A 17515-nucleotide genomic window follows, 5' to 3' on the forward strand; every position below is an offset into this window, starting at 1 on the left:
TCCATGGAATACACGCAGCTCGGACGCACCGGACTCAAGGTCGCTCGGCTGGTCCTCGGGACCATGAACTTCGGTCCGCAGACCGGCGAGGCCGACAGCCACGCGATCATGGACGCGGCGCTGGACGCCGGCATCAACCTCTTCGACACCGCCAACGTCTACGGCTGGGGCGCGGACAAGGGCCGGACGGAGACCATCATCGGCAACTGGTTCGCCAAGGGCGGCGGCCGGCGCGAGAAGACCGTCCTCGCCACCAAGGTGTACGGCGACATGACGCTCGACGACCGCCCGGTCTGGCCCAACCACGACAAGCTCTCCGCGGTCAACATCCGGCGGGCCGTGGAGGCCTCGCTGAAGCGGCTACAGACGGACCACATCGACCTCTACCAGTTCCACCACGTCGACCGGAACACCCCGTTCGAGGAGATCTGGCAGGCGATGGACGTCCTGGTGCAGCAGGGCAAGGTCCTCTACGTCGGATCGAGCAACTTCGCCGGGTACAAGATCGCCCAGGCCAACGAGATCGCCGCCCGCCGCGGGTCCTACGGCCTGGTCAGCGAGCAGTGTCTGTACAACCTCGCCGAGCGGCGCGCCGAGATGGAGGTCGTTCCGGCCGCGCGGGAGTACGGGCTCGGCGTCATCCCCTGGTCCCCGCTGCACGGCGGGCTGCTGGGCGGGGTGCTGAAGAAGCAGGCGGAGAGCGGGCGCCGGGCCGGCGGCCGGGCCGCCGAGACCCTGGCCGACCCCGCCGGGCGGGCACGGATCCAGGCCTACGAGGACCTGCTCGACAAGCACGGGCTGGCCCCGGGCGAGGTGGCGCTGGCCTGGCTGCTGACCCGGCCGGGGGTGACCGGCCCGATCGTCGGACCGCGCACGGGCGAGCAGCTGGAGTCCGCGCTGCGGGCGGTGGAGCTGGAGCTGAGCGAGGAACTGCTGGCGTCGCTGGACGAGATCTTCCCGGGCCCGGGGCCGTCTCCGGAGGCGTTCGCCTGGTGAGACGTCCGGTGAGGGCGTCCGGAGGGCGTCCGCCGAGGCGCCTGACGGGACGCGTGCCGGACGGGCGTTCGACGAGGGGCCCGGCGAGACGCCGGTGAGGGCGTGTCCCGGGTGTCCGTGCCCCGCGTGCCCTACTGGTTCAGGGCGGCCGCCAGGGCCACGACGATGAACATCACCACGAGTACGACGGCCATGATGCGGTTGCGGGTCTTCGGGTCCACGTGGTCGAGGGTATCCGGGGGCGGGCGGCGGAGCTGTCCCGCCCCCGTCCCGGCCGCCCTGCCCCGGCCGCCAGGCTCCGGTGGTCAGGCTCCGGTGGTCAGCGGGACAGTTCCCAGTGGGCCACCGTCTCGTAGCGGGGGCGCTCGCCGGGGACGCCCGCGGCGGGGAGGCGGCTGCGGACCAGGCTGAGGGTGCGCACCTCCCAGGCGCGGCCCTCGAAGGTCTCCAGCGCCCTCACGTACGGGCGGAGGTCGGTCGCCCGCCGGCCGCTCCGGGCCAGCGTGACATGCGCCCGGTAGGCCCTCCCGGCGTCCCCGGGGGCGCCGGGCACCCGCGCCTTGCGGCCCGCCGCCTCCGTCCGCCCGGCCAGCAGCCGCAGCGCGGCCACGTCCCCGGACGCGCCCGCCCACAGCGCCCGGTCGCCGAAGCGGCCGGCGCCGTGCAGGGCGAGCGGGAAGGGGGCGGCGCGGCCGGCGGCCCGGGCCAGCCGGGCGGACAGCTCCGGCACGGTCCCCTCGTCGACCTCCCCGTAGAACGCCAGCGTGAAGTGCCACCCGGACCGCTCGGTCCAGCGCAGCGCGTCCGCGCCCGGCAGGCTCCGCAGCTCCGCCGCCCGCGCGGCCGCGGCCAGTTCCTCGACCGCCTCCGCCGGCGGCAGCACCGCCGCGAACAGTCGCATGACGACGCCACCTCTCTCCGACCGTCTTGCCGGACCGCCTTGCCGGACCGTCTCCTCAGACCGCCGCGCCGCGCGGGCACAGCCGCACCCGCGGTCCGCCCTGCCACGTCACCCGCACCCGCTGGTTGCCGACCCGGAGCAGAGTGACGGCCACCGTGGCCGCCGCCGCCAGCGAGACGAGGCCACCGGCCGCGAAGCCGACGCGCGCGCCGAAGGTGTCGGTGGCCCAGCCGACCAGGGGCGCGCCCACCGGCGTACCGCCCATGAAGACCATCATGAACAGGGACATCACCCGGCCCCGCATCGCGGGGTCGGTGGTCATCTGCACGGACGTGTTCGCGGTGACGTTCACCGTCATGCCGAAGATGCCGATCGGCACCATGAACAGGGCGAACAGCCACAGCTCGGGGGCGACCGAGGCCACCACCTCCAGTGTGCCGAAGCCGAGGGCCGCCGCGAGCAGCACCCGCAGCCGGGCCGTGCCGCGCCGGGCCGCGAGCAGCGCGCCGATCAGCGAGCCGACCGCCATCAGCGTGTTGAACAGGCTGTACGCGCCGGCGCCCGCGTGGAAGATGTCGTCGGCGTAGGCGGAGAGCCAGACCGGGAAGTTGAAGCCGAAGGTGCCGATGAAGCCGACCAGCACGATGGGCCAGACCAGTTCGGGCCGTCCGGCGACGTACCGCAGCCCCTCTCGGAGCTGGCCCTTGCCGCGCGGCGCGCGCCGGATCTCGTGCAGCTCGCGGGAGCGCACGAGGAGCAGGCCGGCGATCGGGGCGAGGAAGGAGACGCCGTTGAACAGGAACGCCCAGCCCGTGCCGACCCCGGTGATCAGCACACCGGCGACGGCCGGGCCGACCAGCCGGGCGGACTGGAAGTTGGCGGAGTTGAGGCTGATGGCGTTCTGGAGCTGGTCCGGTCCGACCATCTCGGGCACGAAGGTCTGCCGCGCCGGGTTGTCCATGACCGTGGCGAGTCCGACGGCGAAGGCGACCACGTACACGTGCCACACCTGGACGTGGCCGGAGAGCGTGAGCACGGCCAGGACCAGGCCGGCGACGCCCATCGCGGACTGGGTGAACAGCAGCGTGGGCCGCTTGGGCAGCCGGTCGACGAGGACACCGCCGTACAGGCCGAACAGCAGCATCGGCAGGAACTGCAGGGCCGTGGTCACGCCGACGGCGGTGGAGGAGCCGGTGAGGCTCAGCACCAGCCAGTCCTGGGCGATGCGCTGCATCCAGGTGCCGGTGTTGGAGACGACCTGGCCGATGAAGAACAGGCGGTAGTTGCGGATGCGCAGCGAGCTGAACATCGACGCCTTGCGGGGATCGGCGGGCGTCCGGGGCCCGGCGGGGGGCCCTGACTCGGCCGGCGTCCGCGCCTCGACGGGCGTCCGGGTTTCGAGGGGCGCCGGAGCTTCGGCGGGCGTCCGCGACGGGGGCGGGGAGGAGTCGTGGGTGGCTGGTGCGGGGGCGGAGTCTGCTCCGGGTCCCGAACTCAAAAGGGCTCGCCTCCTCGGGCGTGACGACGGGTGCGGGGGGTGTGGGGGTGCGGGGGGGGAGGGCGCCGGTCGGGTGCCGCGGTGGGCCCGGAGGCCGGGCCGGGTGCCCGTCCGGGGAGGGTCACAGGTGCGCGAGCTTCTCCAGGACGGGGGCGGCGGCGCGGAGTCTCGCCCACTCGTCCTCGTCGAGGCCCTCGATCAGGTGGGCGAGGAACGCGTTCCGCCGGCGCCGGCTCTCCGCGAGCATGACGGTGGCCCGCTCGGTCGGCCTGACGACCTTCTGCCGACGGTCCTCGGGGTGCGGCTCCAGGCTCACCAGACCCTTGGTCTCGAGGAGGGCGACGATGCGGGTCATCGACGGCGGCTGGACGTGCTCCTTGCGGGCCAGCTCACCCGGGGTGGCCGAACCGCACACCGCCAGGGTGCCGAGCACCGACATCTCGGTGGGGCTCAGCGACTCGTCGACCCGCTGGTGCTTGAGTCGACGCGACAGGCGCATCACGGACGAGCGCAAAGCGCTCACGGCGGCGGCATCGTCGCCATGGGTGAGGTCAGGCATGCTCGTTAGCGTAACTCATTACTTTGGCTAAAGACCACTCGTGTGCGCGTCCGGCGTGGTGACTCCGGCCACTGCCGGCCCGGCGGCGCACACACGCACACCCTCCCCGCACCAAAACAACAGAACGAGACGAATCACCCGTACGAGTGACATGGGAGCAGAAAACCTTCCACCACCCCCACGGATCCGGCCACCCTCGTGGCCATGGGGACCAGCGTGCTCAGCCTGCGCATGGACGGGGAACTGCTCGACCGGCTACGGCGCCGGGCGGCCAAAAGAGGAATGAGCGTCCAGGACTACGTGGTCCGGACGCTCGTTCGTGACGACTTCGACGAGCGATTCCAGGACGCCGTCGAGAGGACGGAGGAGTTCTACGGCGACGACGGGGAGCCGGCCGCGGTCGGCTCCCCGTAGACGGGCCGGCCGCGGACGGCTCCCGGTGGGCGGCGGGCGGACCGCCCCGTGATCAGGTCAGGCCCAGCGCCGGCATCAGGTAGTAGAAGCCGAACACCGCCGCGACGACGTACAGCGCCACCGGCACCTCGCGCCACCGGCCCGCGGCCAGGCGCAGCACCACGAAGGTGAGGAAGCCCATCCCGATGCCGTTGGTGATGGAGTACGTGAACGGCATCATCAGCATCGTCACGAACGCCGGGACGGCGATCGTGTAGTCCGCCCAGTCGATGTCCTTGATCGAGTGGGACAGGATCAGGAAGGCCACCGCGATCAGCGCGGGCGTGGCCGCCTGGGACGGCACCATCGTGGCGACCGGGGTGAGGAAGAGCGCCGCGGCGAACAGCAGCCCGGTGACGACGTTGGCGAAGCCGGTGCGCGCGCCCTCGCCGACGCCCGCCGTGGACTCCACGAAGCAGGTGGTGGCCGAGGAGGAGCTGGCGCCGCCCGCGGCGACCGCGATGCCGTCGACGAAGAGCACCTTGTTGATGCCGGGCATCTGGCCGTCGGCGTCGGTCAGCTTGGCCTCGTCACCGATGCCCATGATCGTGCCCATCGCGTCGAAGAAGGTCGACAGCAGCACGGTGAAGACGAACAGGACGCCGGTCAGCACGCCGACCTTGTCGAAGCCGCCGAACAGGCTGACCTTGCCGAGCAGCCCGAAGTCGGGGGTGGCGACCGGATTGCCGGGCCACTTGGGAGTGGTCAGGCCCCAGGAGGGGATCGTGGCGGTGGCGTCGATGATCAGTGCGAGGACCGTCATCGCGACGATCGAGATCAGGATCGCGCCGGGCACCTTGCGCACGATCAGCGCGAGGGTGAGCAGCGCGCCGAGGACGAAGATCAGCACCGGCCAGCCGTTGAGGTGGCCGTCCGCGCCGAGCTGGAGCGGCACGGTGGTGTGCGCCTCGTCCGGGATGCGGCTGACGAAACCGGAGTCGACCAGCCCGATGATCATGATGAACAGGCCGATGCCGATCGAGATGCCCTTGCGCAGCCCGAGCGGCACGGCGTTCATCACGCGCTCCCGCAGGCCCGTGGCGACCAGCAGCATCACCACGAAGCCGGCCAGCACCACCATGCCCATCGCGTCCGGCCAGGACATGCGGGGGGCGAGCTGGAGGGCGACGACCGTGTTGACGCCGAGGCCGGCGGCCAGCGCGATCGGGACGTTGCCGATGACACCCATGAGCAGTGTGGTGAACGCGGCGGTGACGGCGGTGGCGGTGACCATCTGGCCGTGGTCCAGCTGGTGCCCGTACACGTCCTTCGCGCCGCTCAGGATGATCGGGTTCAGCACGAGGATGTACGCCATCGCGAAGAACGTGGCGAAACCGCCGCGGATCTCGCGGGGCAGGGTGCTGCCGCGTTCGGAGATCTTGAAGTAGCGGTCGAGGGGGCCGGTGGCGGAACGACCGCCGGGCTGCCCGGGGGCGGGGACCTTGGCGGGAGCCGAGGTGGGCATGCGGACCTCAGGGGATGCGGGGTCGGGGAAGGGGAGTGTTCGGGTCGGGCCGACGTGCGCCGCCCCGGGTTCCCCCGGGACCGCGCACGTCACACCACCGAAGAGTGGCGCCTCGGGGGGTGTCCGGGGCCTCTTCGGAGGTTCGTACGAACGAATACAGCCAGACGTCAACAGTTTCAGTATGAACATATGAACGAGAAAAGGCTATCTCCGCGCGTAGACCTCCTCGCCGGTCCCGCGCCGGTGCCTCGCCGGACCTCATGGCAGGCCCCGCCGGTGTCCGCGCGCGCTCCGGGCGGGGCCCCGCCCTCCCGGCCTCGTAAGCTGTGCGCATGGCGAAGTGGACTCCCCAGCACGAGGCGCCCGAGCCCCTGGAGGGGCCCGTGGTCGCCACCATCACCGGCGGCACGATCCTGTGGTTCGTCCTCTTCCTGGTACAGCTCCCGTTCTACGGCTGGTTCGACGACCACGGGCACACGTGGTGGGTGTGGACGTGCCTGGCCGGGGGTGGTCTCGGGCTGATCGGCGTCTGGTACGTGCGCAGGCGGGACGCCGCGATCAAGCGGGACGCCGCCCGCAAGGAGGCCGGCACCGCCGCCGACTGAGCCGTGGTCGCCGCGTCTCCTGAGCCGTGACCGCTACCGCCGACCGAGCCGTGACCGGTTCGCCTCCTGAGCCGGAACCGGTACCGCCGCCTGAGCCTGCGGTACCAAGCGGCTCGCCCCGCCTGCAACCACCGCACGAGGGCCCTTTGCCCCGCGCTCCTCCCCAGGTCGGATTTGTCACCTGGTGCGGAGGTGAACGCACCGGCCCGCACGTACCGTCGAAGACATGACCGATATCGACGCGGCTGCCGGACTCGACCCCGTGCACCCGGTGCCGCCGCCCGGACGCGAGCGCGGGCTGACCGCCGCGGAGGTCGCGGAACGCGTCTCGCGCGGTGCGGTCAACGACGTTCCCGTGCGCAGCAGCCGGACTTTCGGCGAGATCGTCCGCGCCAACGTCCTCACCCGGTTCAACGCGATCATCGGGCTGCTCTGGCTGATCATGCTGTTCGTGGCACCTGTGCAGGACAGCCTGTTCGGGTACGTGATCCTCGCCAACACCGGCATCGGCATCATCCAGGAGTGGCGGGCCAAGAAGACCCTGGACTCGCTCGCGGTGATCGGCGAGGCCCACCCGGCCGTGCGCCGGGACGGGCGCACCACCCAGGTCGCCACCTCGGGGATCGTGCTGGACGACGTCCTGGAGATCGGCCCCGGCGACAGAATCGTCGTCGACGGGGTGTGCGTCGAGACCGACGGCCTGGAGATCGACGAGTCGCTGCTGACCGGCGAGGCCGATCCCGTCGACAAGCAGCCCGGCGACCCGGTGATGTCGGGCAGCTTCGTCGTCGCGGGCGGCGGCGCGTTCCGCGCGACCCGGGTCGGCCGGGAGGCGTACGCCGCCCAGCTCGCCGAGGAGGCCTCCCGGTTCACCCTGGTCCACTCCGAGCTGCGCACCGGCATCTCGACCATCCTCAAGTACGTGACCTGGATGATGGTGCCGACCGCGCTCGGCCTGGTCGTCAGCCAGCTCGTGGTCGAGCAGCACGGCTTCAAGGACTCCGTCGGCCGCACGGTCGGCGGGATCGTGCCGATGGTCCCCGAGGGCCTGGTGCTGCTCACCTCCGTCGCCTTCGCGATCGGCGTGATCCGGCTCGGCCGCAAGCAGGTCCTCGTGCAGGAGCTGCCCGCGATCGAGGGGCTGGCCCGTGTCGACACCGTCTGCCTGGACAAGACCGGCACCCTCACCGAGGGCGGCATGGACGTCACCGAGCTGCGGCCGCTCCAGGGGGCCGACGAGACGTACCTGCGTACGGTGCTCGGCGCGCTCGGCGCCTCCGATCCGCGCCCCAACGCCTCCCTCCAGGCGCTCATCGACGCCTACCCGGACAGCGCGGGGTGGACATGCGTCGAGGCGCTGCCGTTCTCCTCCGCCCGCAAGTACAGCGGCGCCTCCTTCGAGGAGCCGGACGGCGGGACCGGCACCTGGCTGCTGGGCGCCCCCGACGTGCTGCTCGGCCCCGACGACCCGGCCCTCACCGAGACCGTCCGGCTCAACGAACAGGGGCTGCGGGTCCTGCTGCTGGCCGGCACCGACCGCGCGCTGGACGACCCCGCGGTGGCGGCGGGCGTGCGGCCGGCCGCGCTGGTCGTGCTGGAGCAGCGGCTGCGCCCGGACGCCGCCGACACCCTGCGCTACTTCGCCCGGCAGGACGTGCACGCCAAGGTGATCTCCGGCGACAACGCGGTCTCGGTGGGCGCGGTGGCCGGCAAGCTGGGCCTCACCGGGGAGGTGCTGGACGCCCGCGGACTGCCCGAGGACCGCGCGGAGATGGCGAAGGCGCTCGACGGCGCCACCGTCTTCGGGCGGGTCACCCCCCGGCAGAAGCGGGACATGGTCGGCGCCCTCCAGTCCGACGGGCACACGGTCGCCATGACCGGCGACGGCGTCAACGACGTGCTCGCGCTCAAGGACGCCGACATCGGCGTCTCGATGGGGTCGGGCTCGGAGGCCACCCGGGCGGTCGCGCAGATCGTGCTGCTCGACAACAGCTTCGCCACCCTGCCGTCGGTGGTCGCCGAGGGCCGCCGGGTCATCGGCAACATCACCCGCGTCGCCACCCTGTTCCTGGTCAAGACGGTGTATTCGGTGCTGCTCGCGGTGCTGGTGGTGTGCGCGCGGGTGGAGTACCCGTTCCTGCCCCGGCACCTGACGCTGCTGTCCACCCTCACGATCGGCGTCCCGGCGTTCTTCCTGGCCCTCGCCCCCAACACGGAACGCGCCCGTCCGCACTTCGTACGACGGGTGATGCGGTACGCGATCCCGGGCGGGGTGCTGGCCGCGGTCGCCACGTTCGTGACGTATCTGCTCGCCCGCCACCACTACAGCGGACCCGGCTCCCTCCAGGCGGAGACCAGCGCGGCGACACTCACGCTGTTCCTGATCTCGCTGTGGGTGCTGGCGATCGTCGCCCGCCCCTACACCTGGTGGCGCGTGGTGCTGGTGGCCGCGATGGGGGCCGCGTTCCTGGTGGTCCTCGTGGTGCCCGGGCTCCAGGTGTTCTTCGCGCTGCGGCTGGTCGGCCTGTGGATGCCGTGGGTGGCGGTCGGCATCGCGGCGCTCGCCTCGGCCGTGCTGGAGCTGGGCTGGCGGCGGGTGGACCGGGCGGGGCCCCCGCGCGGTCCCGGGGAGGGACCGCGCGGGGGCCCCGCGGCACGACTGCTCGCAACGAGCAGATCGCTTGTCGCTACTGCTGCTACTGCACGTCGACGGCGTCGCCCGAGGAGCTGACCGCGGGGGTCGTCGAGGTGCCGGCGAAGCTGTAGCGGAAGGTGCCGTCGGCGGAGGCCGTGACCGTCGTCTTCAGGGCGCCCTTGCTGCCGGACTTGATGGTCTTCAGGGTGCTGTAGGAGCTGCTGCCCTTCTTCTTGAACTGCAGCTTCACCGACTGCACGGTGTAACCCGCGTAGGCGTCGGTGTCCCAGTTGGCGCGGCTGAGGGTGCCGGTGACCGTGATGGTCCTGCCCTTCTTCACCGGCTCCGGCGAGGCGTTGACGGTGAGCTTGGAGTAGCGCTGGAGGTTCGGCGCGGCGAAGCCGTCCTTCTCGGCGACGCCGACCTTGCTCAGGTCCAGGTTCGGGTCGGTCGGGTCCTGCCCGTTGAACGCGACGGCGAAGGCGTCCGCCTTCCACGCGCCGGCGTCCTCGTTGAGCAGGTCGTCGACCGGGGAGACGACGATCGTCTCGGTGCACTTGGCGACCGTGGACGAGGAGACCGTGCAGGTGGCCGGGTCGTCGCTGGAGAGCTCGTAGTCGGAGTCGGCGTAGCTGGTGCCGCGGTAGAGGTCGACGCCGGCGAAGAAGTCGTCGGCGGTGACGTCGACGCCGGTGCCGTGGGTGACGGTGAAGGTGACCGGCACGCTCACCTTCTTGGAGATACCGGCGACGATCGCCTTGCCCTTGTTGACGACCACGTTCGAGAAGGTGGCGTTCAGGCTGTACGGGGTGCCGGAGGTGCCGGTCCTGCCGGTCCTGGCGGAGTTGGTACCGGCGCTCTGGCCCGCGTCCAGGACCTTGGCCGCGTCCGAGTGGTCGGGCGTGGCGGGGCCGTCGGCGTGTGCGGCCGGGACGGCGAGGGCGGAGAGGGCCAGGGCGCCGGAGACGGCGGCCACGGTGGCGCGTATGCGCATGCGGTTTCCCCAAGTGGAGAAAGGGGGTCCACGGTGTGATCACGTGGGCCCGAGGTTGACGTGAGTCCGATTGACTCGCTGATCAGATGCGCGGGAGGCGGGGAGGGTTGCCCCCGCCGTGGATATTTTGCGAACACGTTGCGAAGATCGTCGCCGGGCGCGCCCCTGTCAGGGGCGCGGGGAACCGCGCGAGACGAGGCGAAGCCCCCTGCCGGGGTCCGAGGGGCGGAGCCCTTCGGAGGGACGGGAAGGGCAGGGGCGGCGGGGACGGGAAAATCCGTGCGCACCCCCGTCCGCCCGCCCCCTGCCCCTCAGTCGAACCAGCGGTCCCGGGCCAGTTCCCCCGTGCGGCTGGGGTCCTCCAGCAGCGCCGCCACCTCGAACCGCCGCGGCCACTGCCCCGCCGCCCACGCCAGCCCCGCCGCGACCCCCTCCAGCGTCGCCGCGTGCACCACCCCGTCCCTGGTCCGGCGCCAGTCGAGGCCGACCCCGTCCACGACGAGCTCCTCGTGCTCGACGTACGTGTGTGGCGTGCTCGCGCCCAGCAGCACCCGCACGGACCCCGGAACGTCGTGTTCCGTCCCCTCTGACCCGACCTCCCCCGTCACGGACTCGCTCAGCCGCCGCACCTGGAACAGCTCGGCCAGCTCGGCGGCCAGCACGGGCCGCACCGGCAGCAGCGGCACCCCCTCGGTGAACGGCAGAAGATCCGGCGAGTCGACCACGACGGCGTCGGCCGCGTCGACCACGACCACCTCCCCGTCCACCACCGCCCGCACCTCGTCCGGCAACGTCACCCGCTCGGGGTCCAGTTCGGCCAACGCCCCGTACAGCCCGTGCAACTGGGCCGCGGAGACCGGTCGTGACGGATCGGCGAGGCGGTCGAGGAGCTCGGCCGCGCCACCCGGCTCGTCCAGCAGCGCGGCCACGGACGTGCGCACGCCCAGCGCCCGCAGCACCTGCTCGTCCTCGAAGCCGCTCGCGTCGGCCTCGTCGTACAGGCCGTGCAGCAGCGGATCGCCGCCGGCCGCGCGCAGCCCGGCGGGGCGGCGGCCGTCGAGCACGGGGTGCCCGCGCAGCCACCACGCGGTGTACGGCCGTACGACCTCGTGCGTGCCGTCCGGCAGCAGGACCCGCACGGGCTGGGTGAGCGCGTCCCGCAGCGGCGGCCGGGCGAGCAGGGCGAGCGCCTCGGGCCAGTGGTCGTCGTCGACGAGGTCCAGGTCGCGCACGGCGACGATCTCGGTGGCGACCGGCGGCACGGGTCCCTCGGGCAGCCCGTCGAGGACGTCCTCGCACCACACGTCGACGGCGTCGAGCAGCCCCGCGTCGTCGGGCTCGGCGAAGTCGCCCTCGCGCGGCTCCAGTTCGTCCGGGTCGAGGACGACATCGGTGGCGCGCACGAGCTGGAAACCGGCCAGCACCCCGCAGGCGGCGAGCGGCTGCTCGCCCCAGCGCTCGGCCAGTTCGGCGTCGACGAGGGCGAGTTCGTCCTCGCGCATGACGGCGGCGAACGGGCTGCCGGGCAGCACGAGTTCACCGGCGGGCGCGGGCTCGCCGTCCTCGTCGGGCAGGGCGAGCGCGCCGAGCCAGGGTTCGTCGCCGGGCTCCAGGTTCGCGTCTCGGACGAGGGCGAGGACGGTGTCGGCGAGTTCCTCGGGGTCGAGCCCGTCCTCGTCCCAGCCGGGGGCCTCGCCGTCCAGGGAGGCGGCGACGGCGGCCCGCACCTGCGGGGTGGTGAGCACGGCGCGCGGGGTGGCGGGCAGCGCGCCGAGCTTCTCCAGGAGGGGGTGGGCGGCGTCGGGGTGGGCGACCTTCAGCCCGAGCCGGGCCAGCGTCGCCGGGTCGACCCCGGGGCCGTCCGCGGCGGGCAGCAGCACCTGGCGGGGGCCGATCGTGGTACGGCCGTCGGCGAGCGGGACGGGCAGCCCGGTGAGCCGGTCGGGGTCTACGCCCGCGAGGCTGTCGTAGAGCCGACGCCACCAGCCGGGGTCCTTCTCCAGGCCGGCGAGCCGGTCCACCGCCTCGGTCAGCGGCACCCGCGCCACGCCGAGCGTGCGCAGCTCCACGCGCCGCTCCAGACCGGCGGGGAGCAGTCCGGTGAGTACCTCGGCGAGCACGCGCACGGTGTCGGCGCCGGCGCCCTCGACGACCTCGGCGTCCCGGGGCCGCAGCGCCTCGGGCAGCGTGTCGTCGTCCTCCCCCGCGTCCGCGTGCGCGGTGGGCGGGTCGGCGGGCGGCAGGAAGGCGGTGCGGGGCAGCCGGTCGAGGATCGCCCGGCGCAGCGCGCCGTCCAGTTCGCCCTTGCCGAGCGGGCCGGGGACGAGGCTCAGGATGCCGTCGCCGACCGGCCGCCAGCCGGCGAGGAGTTCGGCGTAGGCGTCGGCGGCGCGCTCGACGAGGAAGTCGGTGAGCGGTCCGGGCGCGGCGTGCCGGCGGGTGCTGTCCAGCGGGAGCGAGGCGATGAGCAGCGCGGGGACGCCGAGCGGTTCGTCGCTGGGGGTGGGGGCGTGCACGACGGGGCTGGTGCGGGGCGCGGCCGGGCCGCCGTCGGCGTCGACGGGCACGGCCCAGGTGACCGACCAGTGCGGCCGCAGCCGTTCCTCGACGGGCCGGTCGGCGAGCAGGGCCGGGTCGAGGGGGCCGTGGCCGCCGGCGGTGCGCCAGCGGGTGGTGCCGTGCCGGGTGTCCTCGACGACGGTGTGCGCCCCGTCGGCGCGCCTGCGCAGGGTGCGGGCCTCCTCCTGGCCGCTCTCGACGACGACCTCCTCCAGGCCCGGCAGGGCGAGCAGCAGGGCGTCGTCGACGGCGTCGAGCAGCCGCTCGGCGAGATCCTCGGCGGCGGGATCGCGCAGCGGGAGGACGACGACGGTGTCGTACGGCTCCGGGGCGCGGCCCTCGGCGGCGAAGGGCAGCCGGAGGAGGGGGACGTGGCCGTCGCGGCGGCGGATCTCGTCGCCGAGGCCGGGGCTGTGCCGTGCGGTGTCGGAGGCGAGGTCGCGGGCCTCGGCGAGGGACCAGCGCACGCCGCCGTGCCGGCCGAGGACGGCGGGCTCGTCGCTGACGGCGAGCACGGCGGCGAAGCCGACGCCGAACCGGCCGACGGCGCCGGGGGCCCCGTCCCGCTTGGCGGAGGCGCGCAGGGTGGCGAGCGACTCGACGCCGGTGGCGTCCAGCGGGGCGCCGGTGTTGGCGGCGGCGAGGACGCCGTCGCGCAGGGTGAGGCGGAGCCGGCCGGGGACGCCGGCGCGGGCGGCCGCGTCGGCGGCGTTCTGCGCGAGTTCCACGACGAGGCGGTCGCGGTAGCCGCCGAGGACGAGGTCCTCCTCGGCGTTGGCGTCCTCGCGGAAGCGGGCGGGGCTGGTGGCCCACGCGTCCAGCACGCCGCGCCGCAGGCGGGCGGTACCGAACGGGTCCGCGCCTTCCGGCGCCGGCCGCACGAAGTTGCTCACGCTTGACTCTCCCTCTGCGAGACGTGCGGCCCGACGCTACCGGACCGGGGGGCGGGGTGCCCGACCCCCGGTGGTCGGGGGTGCCGACCCCCGGCCGGGGGTGCCTTGCGGCGGGAGGGTGCTCGCGGCTCGGGGCGGTTCGATTCGGTGCGCCGGCGGGTGCGGGTCCGTGGGTGGCTGGTCGCGCAGTTCCCCGCGCCCCTTGGGTCTGCCGGGGCGCCGCATGGTCACGAGCGGCCCGGCGCGCCCCTGGGTGGGCCGGGGGCGCCGGCCGGTTGCCGGCGACCCGGCGCGCACCGGGGCGGGCCGGACGTGCCGGCCGGTTGCGAGTGGTACGGCACGCGTCCTCGGGGTGGTCGGGCGGGCTGCCCCGTCGGCTGGACGCGCGCCCGGGACGGGCCGGCCGGTTCGTTACGAGTGGCCGAGTTCCGTGTCCGCCGGTTCGGTCGCAGGGAGTGAGCCGGTGTCCGTCGACGGGCGCAGGGGGAAGGGGTCGAGGAGGGTTTCGTCGACGACCGGGGCCGCCGGCACCGGGGCCTTCGGCATCACCGCCGCCTCCGAGTGCCCGCCGCAGCCGTACGCGAGGGAGACGACCCGCCCGTCCGCCGGGGAGAACTCGTTGGCGCACACGCCGAACGCCTGTCCGAGCGACCCGCCGATCGGTGCGAGGAAGCCGCAGCTCGCGCACGACGCGGGCGCGGCCTGCGCCATCGGGGTCTTCGCTCCGTACGACTCCTCCCAGCGGTCGGCCGCGATGTGCAGCCCGTACCGCGAGAGGACGCGCGCCCGCCGCAGCCCGAGCTCCTCGGCGATCGCGGCGACGGAGCCGCGCAGGGGCGCGAACGGGAGGTGCGCCGGTGTGCCGGCGGTGACCTCGGCGTCCTCCGCCTCGACCAGCTCGGCCATGCCCGCGGAGACCGCGCTGTTCGGGGCCGGCTCGTCCTCGCCGGTGTACCCCGGCTCCAGCCGGAGGTCGTCCGCGTCGGTGGGCAGCAGGTCGCCGGGGCCCATGTCGCCGGGGCGCAGCCGCTCGCTCCACGGCACCCACTCGGGGGCGAGCACCGCGTCGGGGCCGGGCAGCAGGACCGCCTCGTCGACGGTGACATTCTTCGCGCGGGAAGCGCGGGCGACGGTCACCGCCCAGCGCCAGCCCCGGTAACCGAGCTCCTGGCACTCGAAGTAATGGGTGACGACGCGGTCGCCCTCGGAGACGGCTCCGGTGTGCGCGCCGACGATGCCGGGGGCGGCGGCCTCCTCGGCTGCGGCGCGGGCGAGGTCGACGGCCTCGGCGCACAGACGATCGGGGGTGCGGCTTCGCGTGCTCGCTGCGCTCACAGGTATCGCTTCTCTCCTACGCCGTCTCACGGGTGCGCCGGCCTTGGCGGGGGTGCGGACGGAGCGGACCGAAGGGCCGCGTCGACGTCCGCGCCCGATCGCACTCGGGCGCACCTTCAGCCATCCATTCTGCGGGATGGCGAGGAGGCGCGCGGCCGAGAACAACCGCCGGGGCGCGCAAGGCACGCTACCTGTTCTCGGCCGCCCGGCCCACACCGGCGCCTCCGGCGGGGACGGATCCACGGGTACGGCACGGTCACGAAAGGGGCGCGGAAAACCGCGCAAAACGGGACCAAGTCCCATACGGGGGCACAGGGGCGGAGCCCCCCGAGGACGGGAAGGGCAAGGGCGGCGGGGGGCGGGAAAAAGCCAGAGCCACACCCCGTGCCGCCCCCGCACCGCACCCCGTACCACTCCCCCCGCCGCACGCCACTCCCACCGATAGGGCCGGTAACCGCGCTACCCCGGCCCATCCCGGGGCACTATGACGGGGTGGCAGCCGCGAGGCCGCCCCGGGACACCCCCGCACAGGACCCGTCCCGGGCCGGCGAGGACCGATGCGGCGGGCCGGGCCGCGTGCGCGGTTCCGCCCGCAGGATCGGCCGCGCCCTCCACTTCCCCGTGACCGGGACCTACCGCGGCATCCGGCGCGCCACCCACGCCCAGGGCGCCGGAGAGTCCGGTCTCGCCAAACTCATCGAACTGCACGCCGTGAACGGCGCCGGCGACGTCATGGTCACCGTCGCCCTCGCCTCCACCGTGTTCTTCTCCGTCCCCACCGACGAGGCCCGCGGCCGGGTCGCCCTCTACCTCGCCATCACGATGGCCCCCTTCACGGTCCTCGCCCCCGTGATCGGCCCCCTCCTCGACCGCCTCCCGCACGGCCGCCGTGCCGCGATGGCGGCGGCCATGCTCGCCCGGGCGCTGCTCGCCCTGCTGCTGTCCGGGGCGGTCGCCACCGGCAGCCTGGAGCTGTACCCGGCGGCCCTCGGCGTACTGGTCGCCTCCAAGGCGTACGGCGTCGTCCGCAGCGCAGTCGTGCCACGTCTGCTGCCGCCCGCGTTCTCGTTGGTCAAGGCGAACTCCCGGGTGACCCTGGGCGGACTGCTGGCCACCGGTGTGGCGGCGCCGATCGGGGCGGGGCTGCAGGCGCTGGGCCCCCGCTATCCCCTCTACGGCGCCTTCCTGATCTTCGTCGGCGGCACGTTCCTGTCGTTCTCGCTGCCGCGCAAGGTCGACTCGGCGAAGGGCGAACACCTCGCCCTCCTCGCGGCGCGGAACCACGGACCCCACAGGCCCCACAGGCCCCATGAAGACCACGGGCCCCACGGGGCGCAGCCACCGCCCCCCGACACGCCCGGCCCGCCCCCCGGCTCCGCACCGACCGGAACCACACCCTCCGCCACCGCCGGTTCCGCCGCCACCGGTTCCGCCGCCGGTTCCGCCGCCGCCGGTTCCACCGCCGGTTCCGCCCGCGACGCGCCCACCGAGTACGCCACCACCGGCAAGGCCGCCCGGCGCCGTCCCGGACTGCGCACCGTCGGCAGCACCGTCATCCACGCGCTCACCGCCAACGCGTCCCTGCGCTGTCTGTCCGGGTTCCTGATCTTCTTCCTGGCGTTCCTGCTCCGCGAGCAGCCGCTGGCCGGATCGAGCGCGGCCGTCTCGCTCGGCATCGTCGGCGTCGCGGCCGGCACCGGGAACGCGCTGGGCACCATGGTCGGCGCCTGGCTGAAGGCACGGGGGCCGGAGGTCATCATCGTCACCGTGGTGGCCGTCGTCCTGGCCGTCGCGATCACGGCCGCCGTCTTCTTCGGCACGGTCCTCGTCGCCTGCCTGGCCGCGTTCGCCGGCTGCGCGCAGGCGCTGGGCAAGCTGTCGCTGGACGCGCTGATCCAGCGGGACGTGCCGGAGGAGGTGCGCACCTCCGCGTTCGCGCGGTCCGAGACGTCCCTGCAGATGGCCTGGGTGCTGGGCGGCGCGATCGGCATCGTGCTGCCGCTCAACGGCGTGCTGGGCATGTCCGTGGGCGCGGCGATCGTCGCGACCGGCCTGCTGGCGACCGTCCACCCGCTGTGGACGACGGCACGCCGTGGACCCCACGTGGGGACCACTTCGTGCGTGCCAGATAGCCTTCGCCCATGACCTCGATGCAATCCGCTGTGCGACGCCGCCGCGCCGTCGCCGCCGCCGGCGCCGTTTCCGCCGGACTGCTCCTGCTGTCCGCCTGCGACAAGCCCACCCCGAGGGCGACGATCACCGTCGGCAAGGACTCGGTCAGCTCGGAGGCTTCCTGCTACAACGACGACGACAAGGCCCTGTCGACGTCCGTGCGCGAGTCCTGCATCAAGGACAAGGACATCGAGTCGATCAAGGTCGACCCGGACGAGACGGTCCGCTTCGGTGTCGACCCGGACATCGCCGACAACAAGTGGACCGTCCTGATGAACGGCCGGCCCCTGACCGACTCCAGCACCAAGACCTACCGGACGATCCCCGGCAGCGTGTTCTTCAACGCCCAGTACGGCGCGAGCGGCAACTCGACGAAGGTGTCGATCCAGGAGGGTGACGACAACAAGGTCACCGGTCTGTGGAACTTCACGCTCGAGAAGGACTCCTGAC

The 17515-nt window shown here is 73.5% G+C and carries 13 protein-coding genes; 6 read left to right on the forward strand and 7 right to left on the reverse strand.

Going from position 1 to position 17515, the window contains the following annotated elements:
• Window positions 1-3 precede the first annotated feature (3 nt).
• A complete protein-coding gene (locus QFZ64_RS15830; protein ID WP_307066222.1) occupies window positions 4-996 on the forward strand; it encodes an aldo/keto reductase in 993 nt (330 codons plus the stop codon).
• 319 nt (window positions 997-1315) lie between these two features.
• Here QFZ64_RS15830 and thpR read toward each other — a convergent pair whose 3' ends face one another.
• The 3 genes from thpR to QFZ64_RS15845 form a co-directional block, all read right to left on the reverse strand.
• On the reverse strand, window positions 1316-1897 hold the full coding sequence (thpR, locus tag QFZ64_RS15835; RefSeq protein ID WP_307066224.1) for an RNA 2',3'-cyclic phosphodiesterase: 582 nt from the start codon (window positions 1895-1897) through the stop codon (window positions 1316-1318).
• Window positions 1898-1952: 55 nt separating this feature from the next.
• Window positions 1953-3206 carry an MFS transporter gene (locus QFZ64_RS15840; protein WP_307066226.1) on the reverse strand — a complete coding sequence of 418 codons (1254 nt, stop codon included), beginning with the start codon at window positions 3204-3206 and terminating at the stop codon, window positions 1953-1955.
• A gap of 310 nt (window positions 3207-3516) precedes the next feature.
• Window positions 3517-3954: a MarR family winged helix-turn-helix transcriptional regulator gene (locus tag QFZ64_RS15845; protein ID WP_307066228.1), complete on the reverse strand. Its 438-nt coding sequence runs from the start codon at window positions 3952-3954 to the stop codon at window positions 3517-3519.
• Between the two features lie 204 nt (window positions 3955-4158).
• Here QFZ64_RS15845 and QFZ64_RS15850 point away from each other — a divergent pair, with 204 nt between their 5' ends.
• Window positions 4159-4368, forward strand: a complete 210-nt coding sequence (locus tag QFZ64_RS15850; RefSeq protein WP_307066231.1) for a ribbon-helix-helix protein, CopG family — start codon at window positions 4159-4161, stop codon at window positions 4366-4368.
• Window positions 4369-4420: 52 nt separating this feature from the next.
• Here the strand turns inward: QFZ64_RS15850 and QFZ64_RS15855 are convergent, their stop codons facing one another.
• On the reverse strand, window positions 4421-5872 hold the full coding sequence (locus QFZ64_RS15855) for an NCS2 family permease (RefSeq protein ID WP_307066234.1): 1452 nt from the start codon (window positions 5870-5872) through the stop codon (window positions 4421-4423).
• Window positions 5873-6204: 332 nt separating this feature from the next.
• Here QFZ64_RS15855 and QFZ64_RS15860 point away from each other — a divergent pair, with 332 nt between their 5' ends.
• Together QFZ64_RS15860 and QFZ64_RS15865 are read left to right on the forward strand one after the other, a co-directional pair.
• Window positions 6205-6477: a DUF2530 domain-containing protein gene (locus QFZ64_RS15860; RefSeq protein WP_307066236.1), complete on the forward strand. Its 273-nt coding sequence runs from the start codon at window positions 6205-6207 to the stop codon at window positions 6475-6477.
• 226 nt (window positions 6478-6703) lie between these two features.
• Complete coding sequence (locus tag QFZ64_RS15865; RefSeq protein WP_307066237.1) at window positions 6704-9208, forward strand: cation-translocating P-type ATPase; 2505 nt, start codon at window positions 6704-6706, stop codon at window positions 9206-9208.
• On the opposite strand, the gene QFZ64_RS15870 is transcribed toward QFZ64_RS15865, so the two are convergent.
• The 3 genes from QFZ64_RS15870 to QFZ64_RS15880 all read right to left on the reverse strand — a co-directional run bounded on the left by QFZ64_RS15870 (window position 9174) and on the right by QFZ64_RS15880 (window position 14893).
• Complete coding sequence (locus QFZ64_RS15870; RefSeq protein ID WP_307066239.1) at window positions 9174-10106, reverse strand: hypothetical protein; 933 nt, start codon at window positions 10104-10106, stop codon at window positions 9174-9176. The genes QFZ64_RS15865 and QFZ64_RS15870 overlap by 35 nt on opposite strands.
• 311 nt (window positions 10107-10417) lie before the next feature.
• Complete coding sequence (locus tag QFZ64_RS15875) at window positions 10418-13558, reverse strand: sacsin N-terminal ATP-binding-like domain-containing protein (protein WP_307066241.1); 3141 nt, start codon at window positions 13556-13558, stop codon at window positions 10418-10420.
• Between the two features lie 411 nt (window positions 13559-13969).
• Window positions 13970-14893, reverse strand: a complete 924-nt coding sequence (locus tag QFZ64_RS15880; RefSeq protein ID WP_307066243.1) for a DUF3027 domain-containing protein — start codon at window positions 14891-14893, stop codon at window positions 13970-13972.
• 492 nt (window positions 14894-15385) lie between these two features.
• On the opposite strand from QFZ64_RS15880, the gene QFZ64_RS15885 reads away from it, so the two are divergent.
• Together QFZ64_RS15885 and QFZ64_RS15890 are read left to right on the forward strand one after the other, a co-directional pair.
• Entirely contained in the window at window positions 15386-17038 is a 1653-nt protein-coding gene (locus tag QFZ64_RS15885; protein ID WP_373430613.1) for an MFS transporter, read from the forward strand.
• Window positions 17035-17514, forward strand: a complete 480-nt coding sequence (locus QFZ64_RS15890) for a DUF2771 domain-containing protein (RefSeq protein WP_307066245.1) — start codon at window positions 17035-17037, stop codon at window positions 17512-17514. Before QFZ64_RS15885 ends, QFZ64_RS15890 begins: the two co-directional genes overlap by 4 nt.
• The last annotated feature ends 1 nt before the right edge of the window (window position 17515 follow it).

Origin of the sequence: Streptomyces sp. B3I8 (assembly GCF_030816915.1) — a bacterium.
Lineage (GTDB): Bacteria > Actinomycetota > Actinomycetes > Streptomycetales > Streptomycetaceae > Streptomyces.

Coding starts and splice junctions, on each gene's coding strand:
- QFZ64_RS15850 (WP_307066231.1), top strand. CDS start 4,159: ATGGGGACCAGCGTGCTCAGCCTGCGCATGGACGGGGAACTGCTCGAC.
- QFZ64_RS15855 (WP_307066234.1), bottom strand. CDS start 5,872: ATGCCCACCTCGGCTCCCGCCAAGGTCCCCGCCCCCGGGCAGCCCGGC.
- QFZ64_RS15865 (WP_307066237.1), top strand. CDS start 6,704: ATGACCGATATCGACGCGGCTGCCGGACTCGACCCCGTGCACCCGGTG.
- QFZ64_RS15860 (WP_307066236.1), top strand. CDS start 6,205: ATGGCGAAGTGGACTCCCCAGCACGAGGCGCCCGAGCCCCTGGAGGGG.
- QFZ64_RS15870 (WP_307066239.1), bottom strand. CDS start 10,106: ATGCGCATACGCGCCACCGTGGCCGCCGTCTCCGGCGCCCTGGCCCTC.
- QFZ64_RS15830 (WP_307066222.1), top strand. CDS start 4: ATGGAATACACGCAGCTCGGACGCACCGGACTCAAGGTCGCTCGGCTG.
- QFZ64_RS15840 (WP_307066226.1), bottom strand. CDS start 3,206: ATGTTCAGCTCGCTGCGCATCCGCAACTACCGCCTGTTCTTCATCGGC.
- thpR (WP_307066224.1), bottom strand. CDS start 1,897: ATGCGACTGTTCGCGGCGGTGCTGCCGCCGGCGGAGGCGGTCGAGGAA.
- QFZ64_RS15845 (WP_307066228.1), bottom strand. CDS start 3,954: ATGCCTGACCTCACCCATGGCGACGATGCCGCCGCCGTGAGCGCTTTG.
- QFZ64_RS15890 (WP_307066245.1), top strand. CDS start 17,035: ATGACCTCGATGCAATCCGCTGTGCGACGCCGCCGCGCCGTCGCCGCC.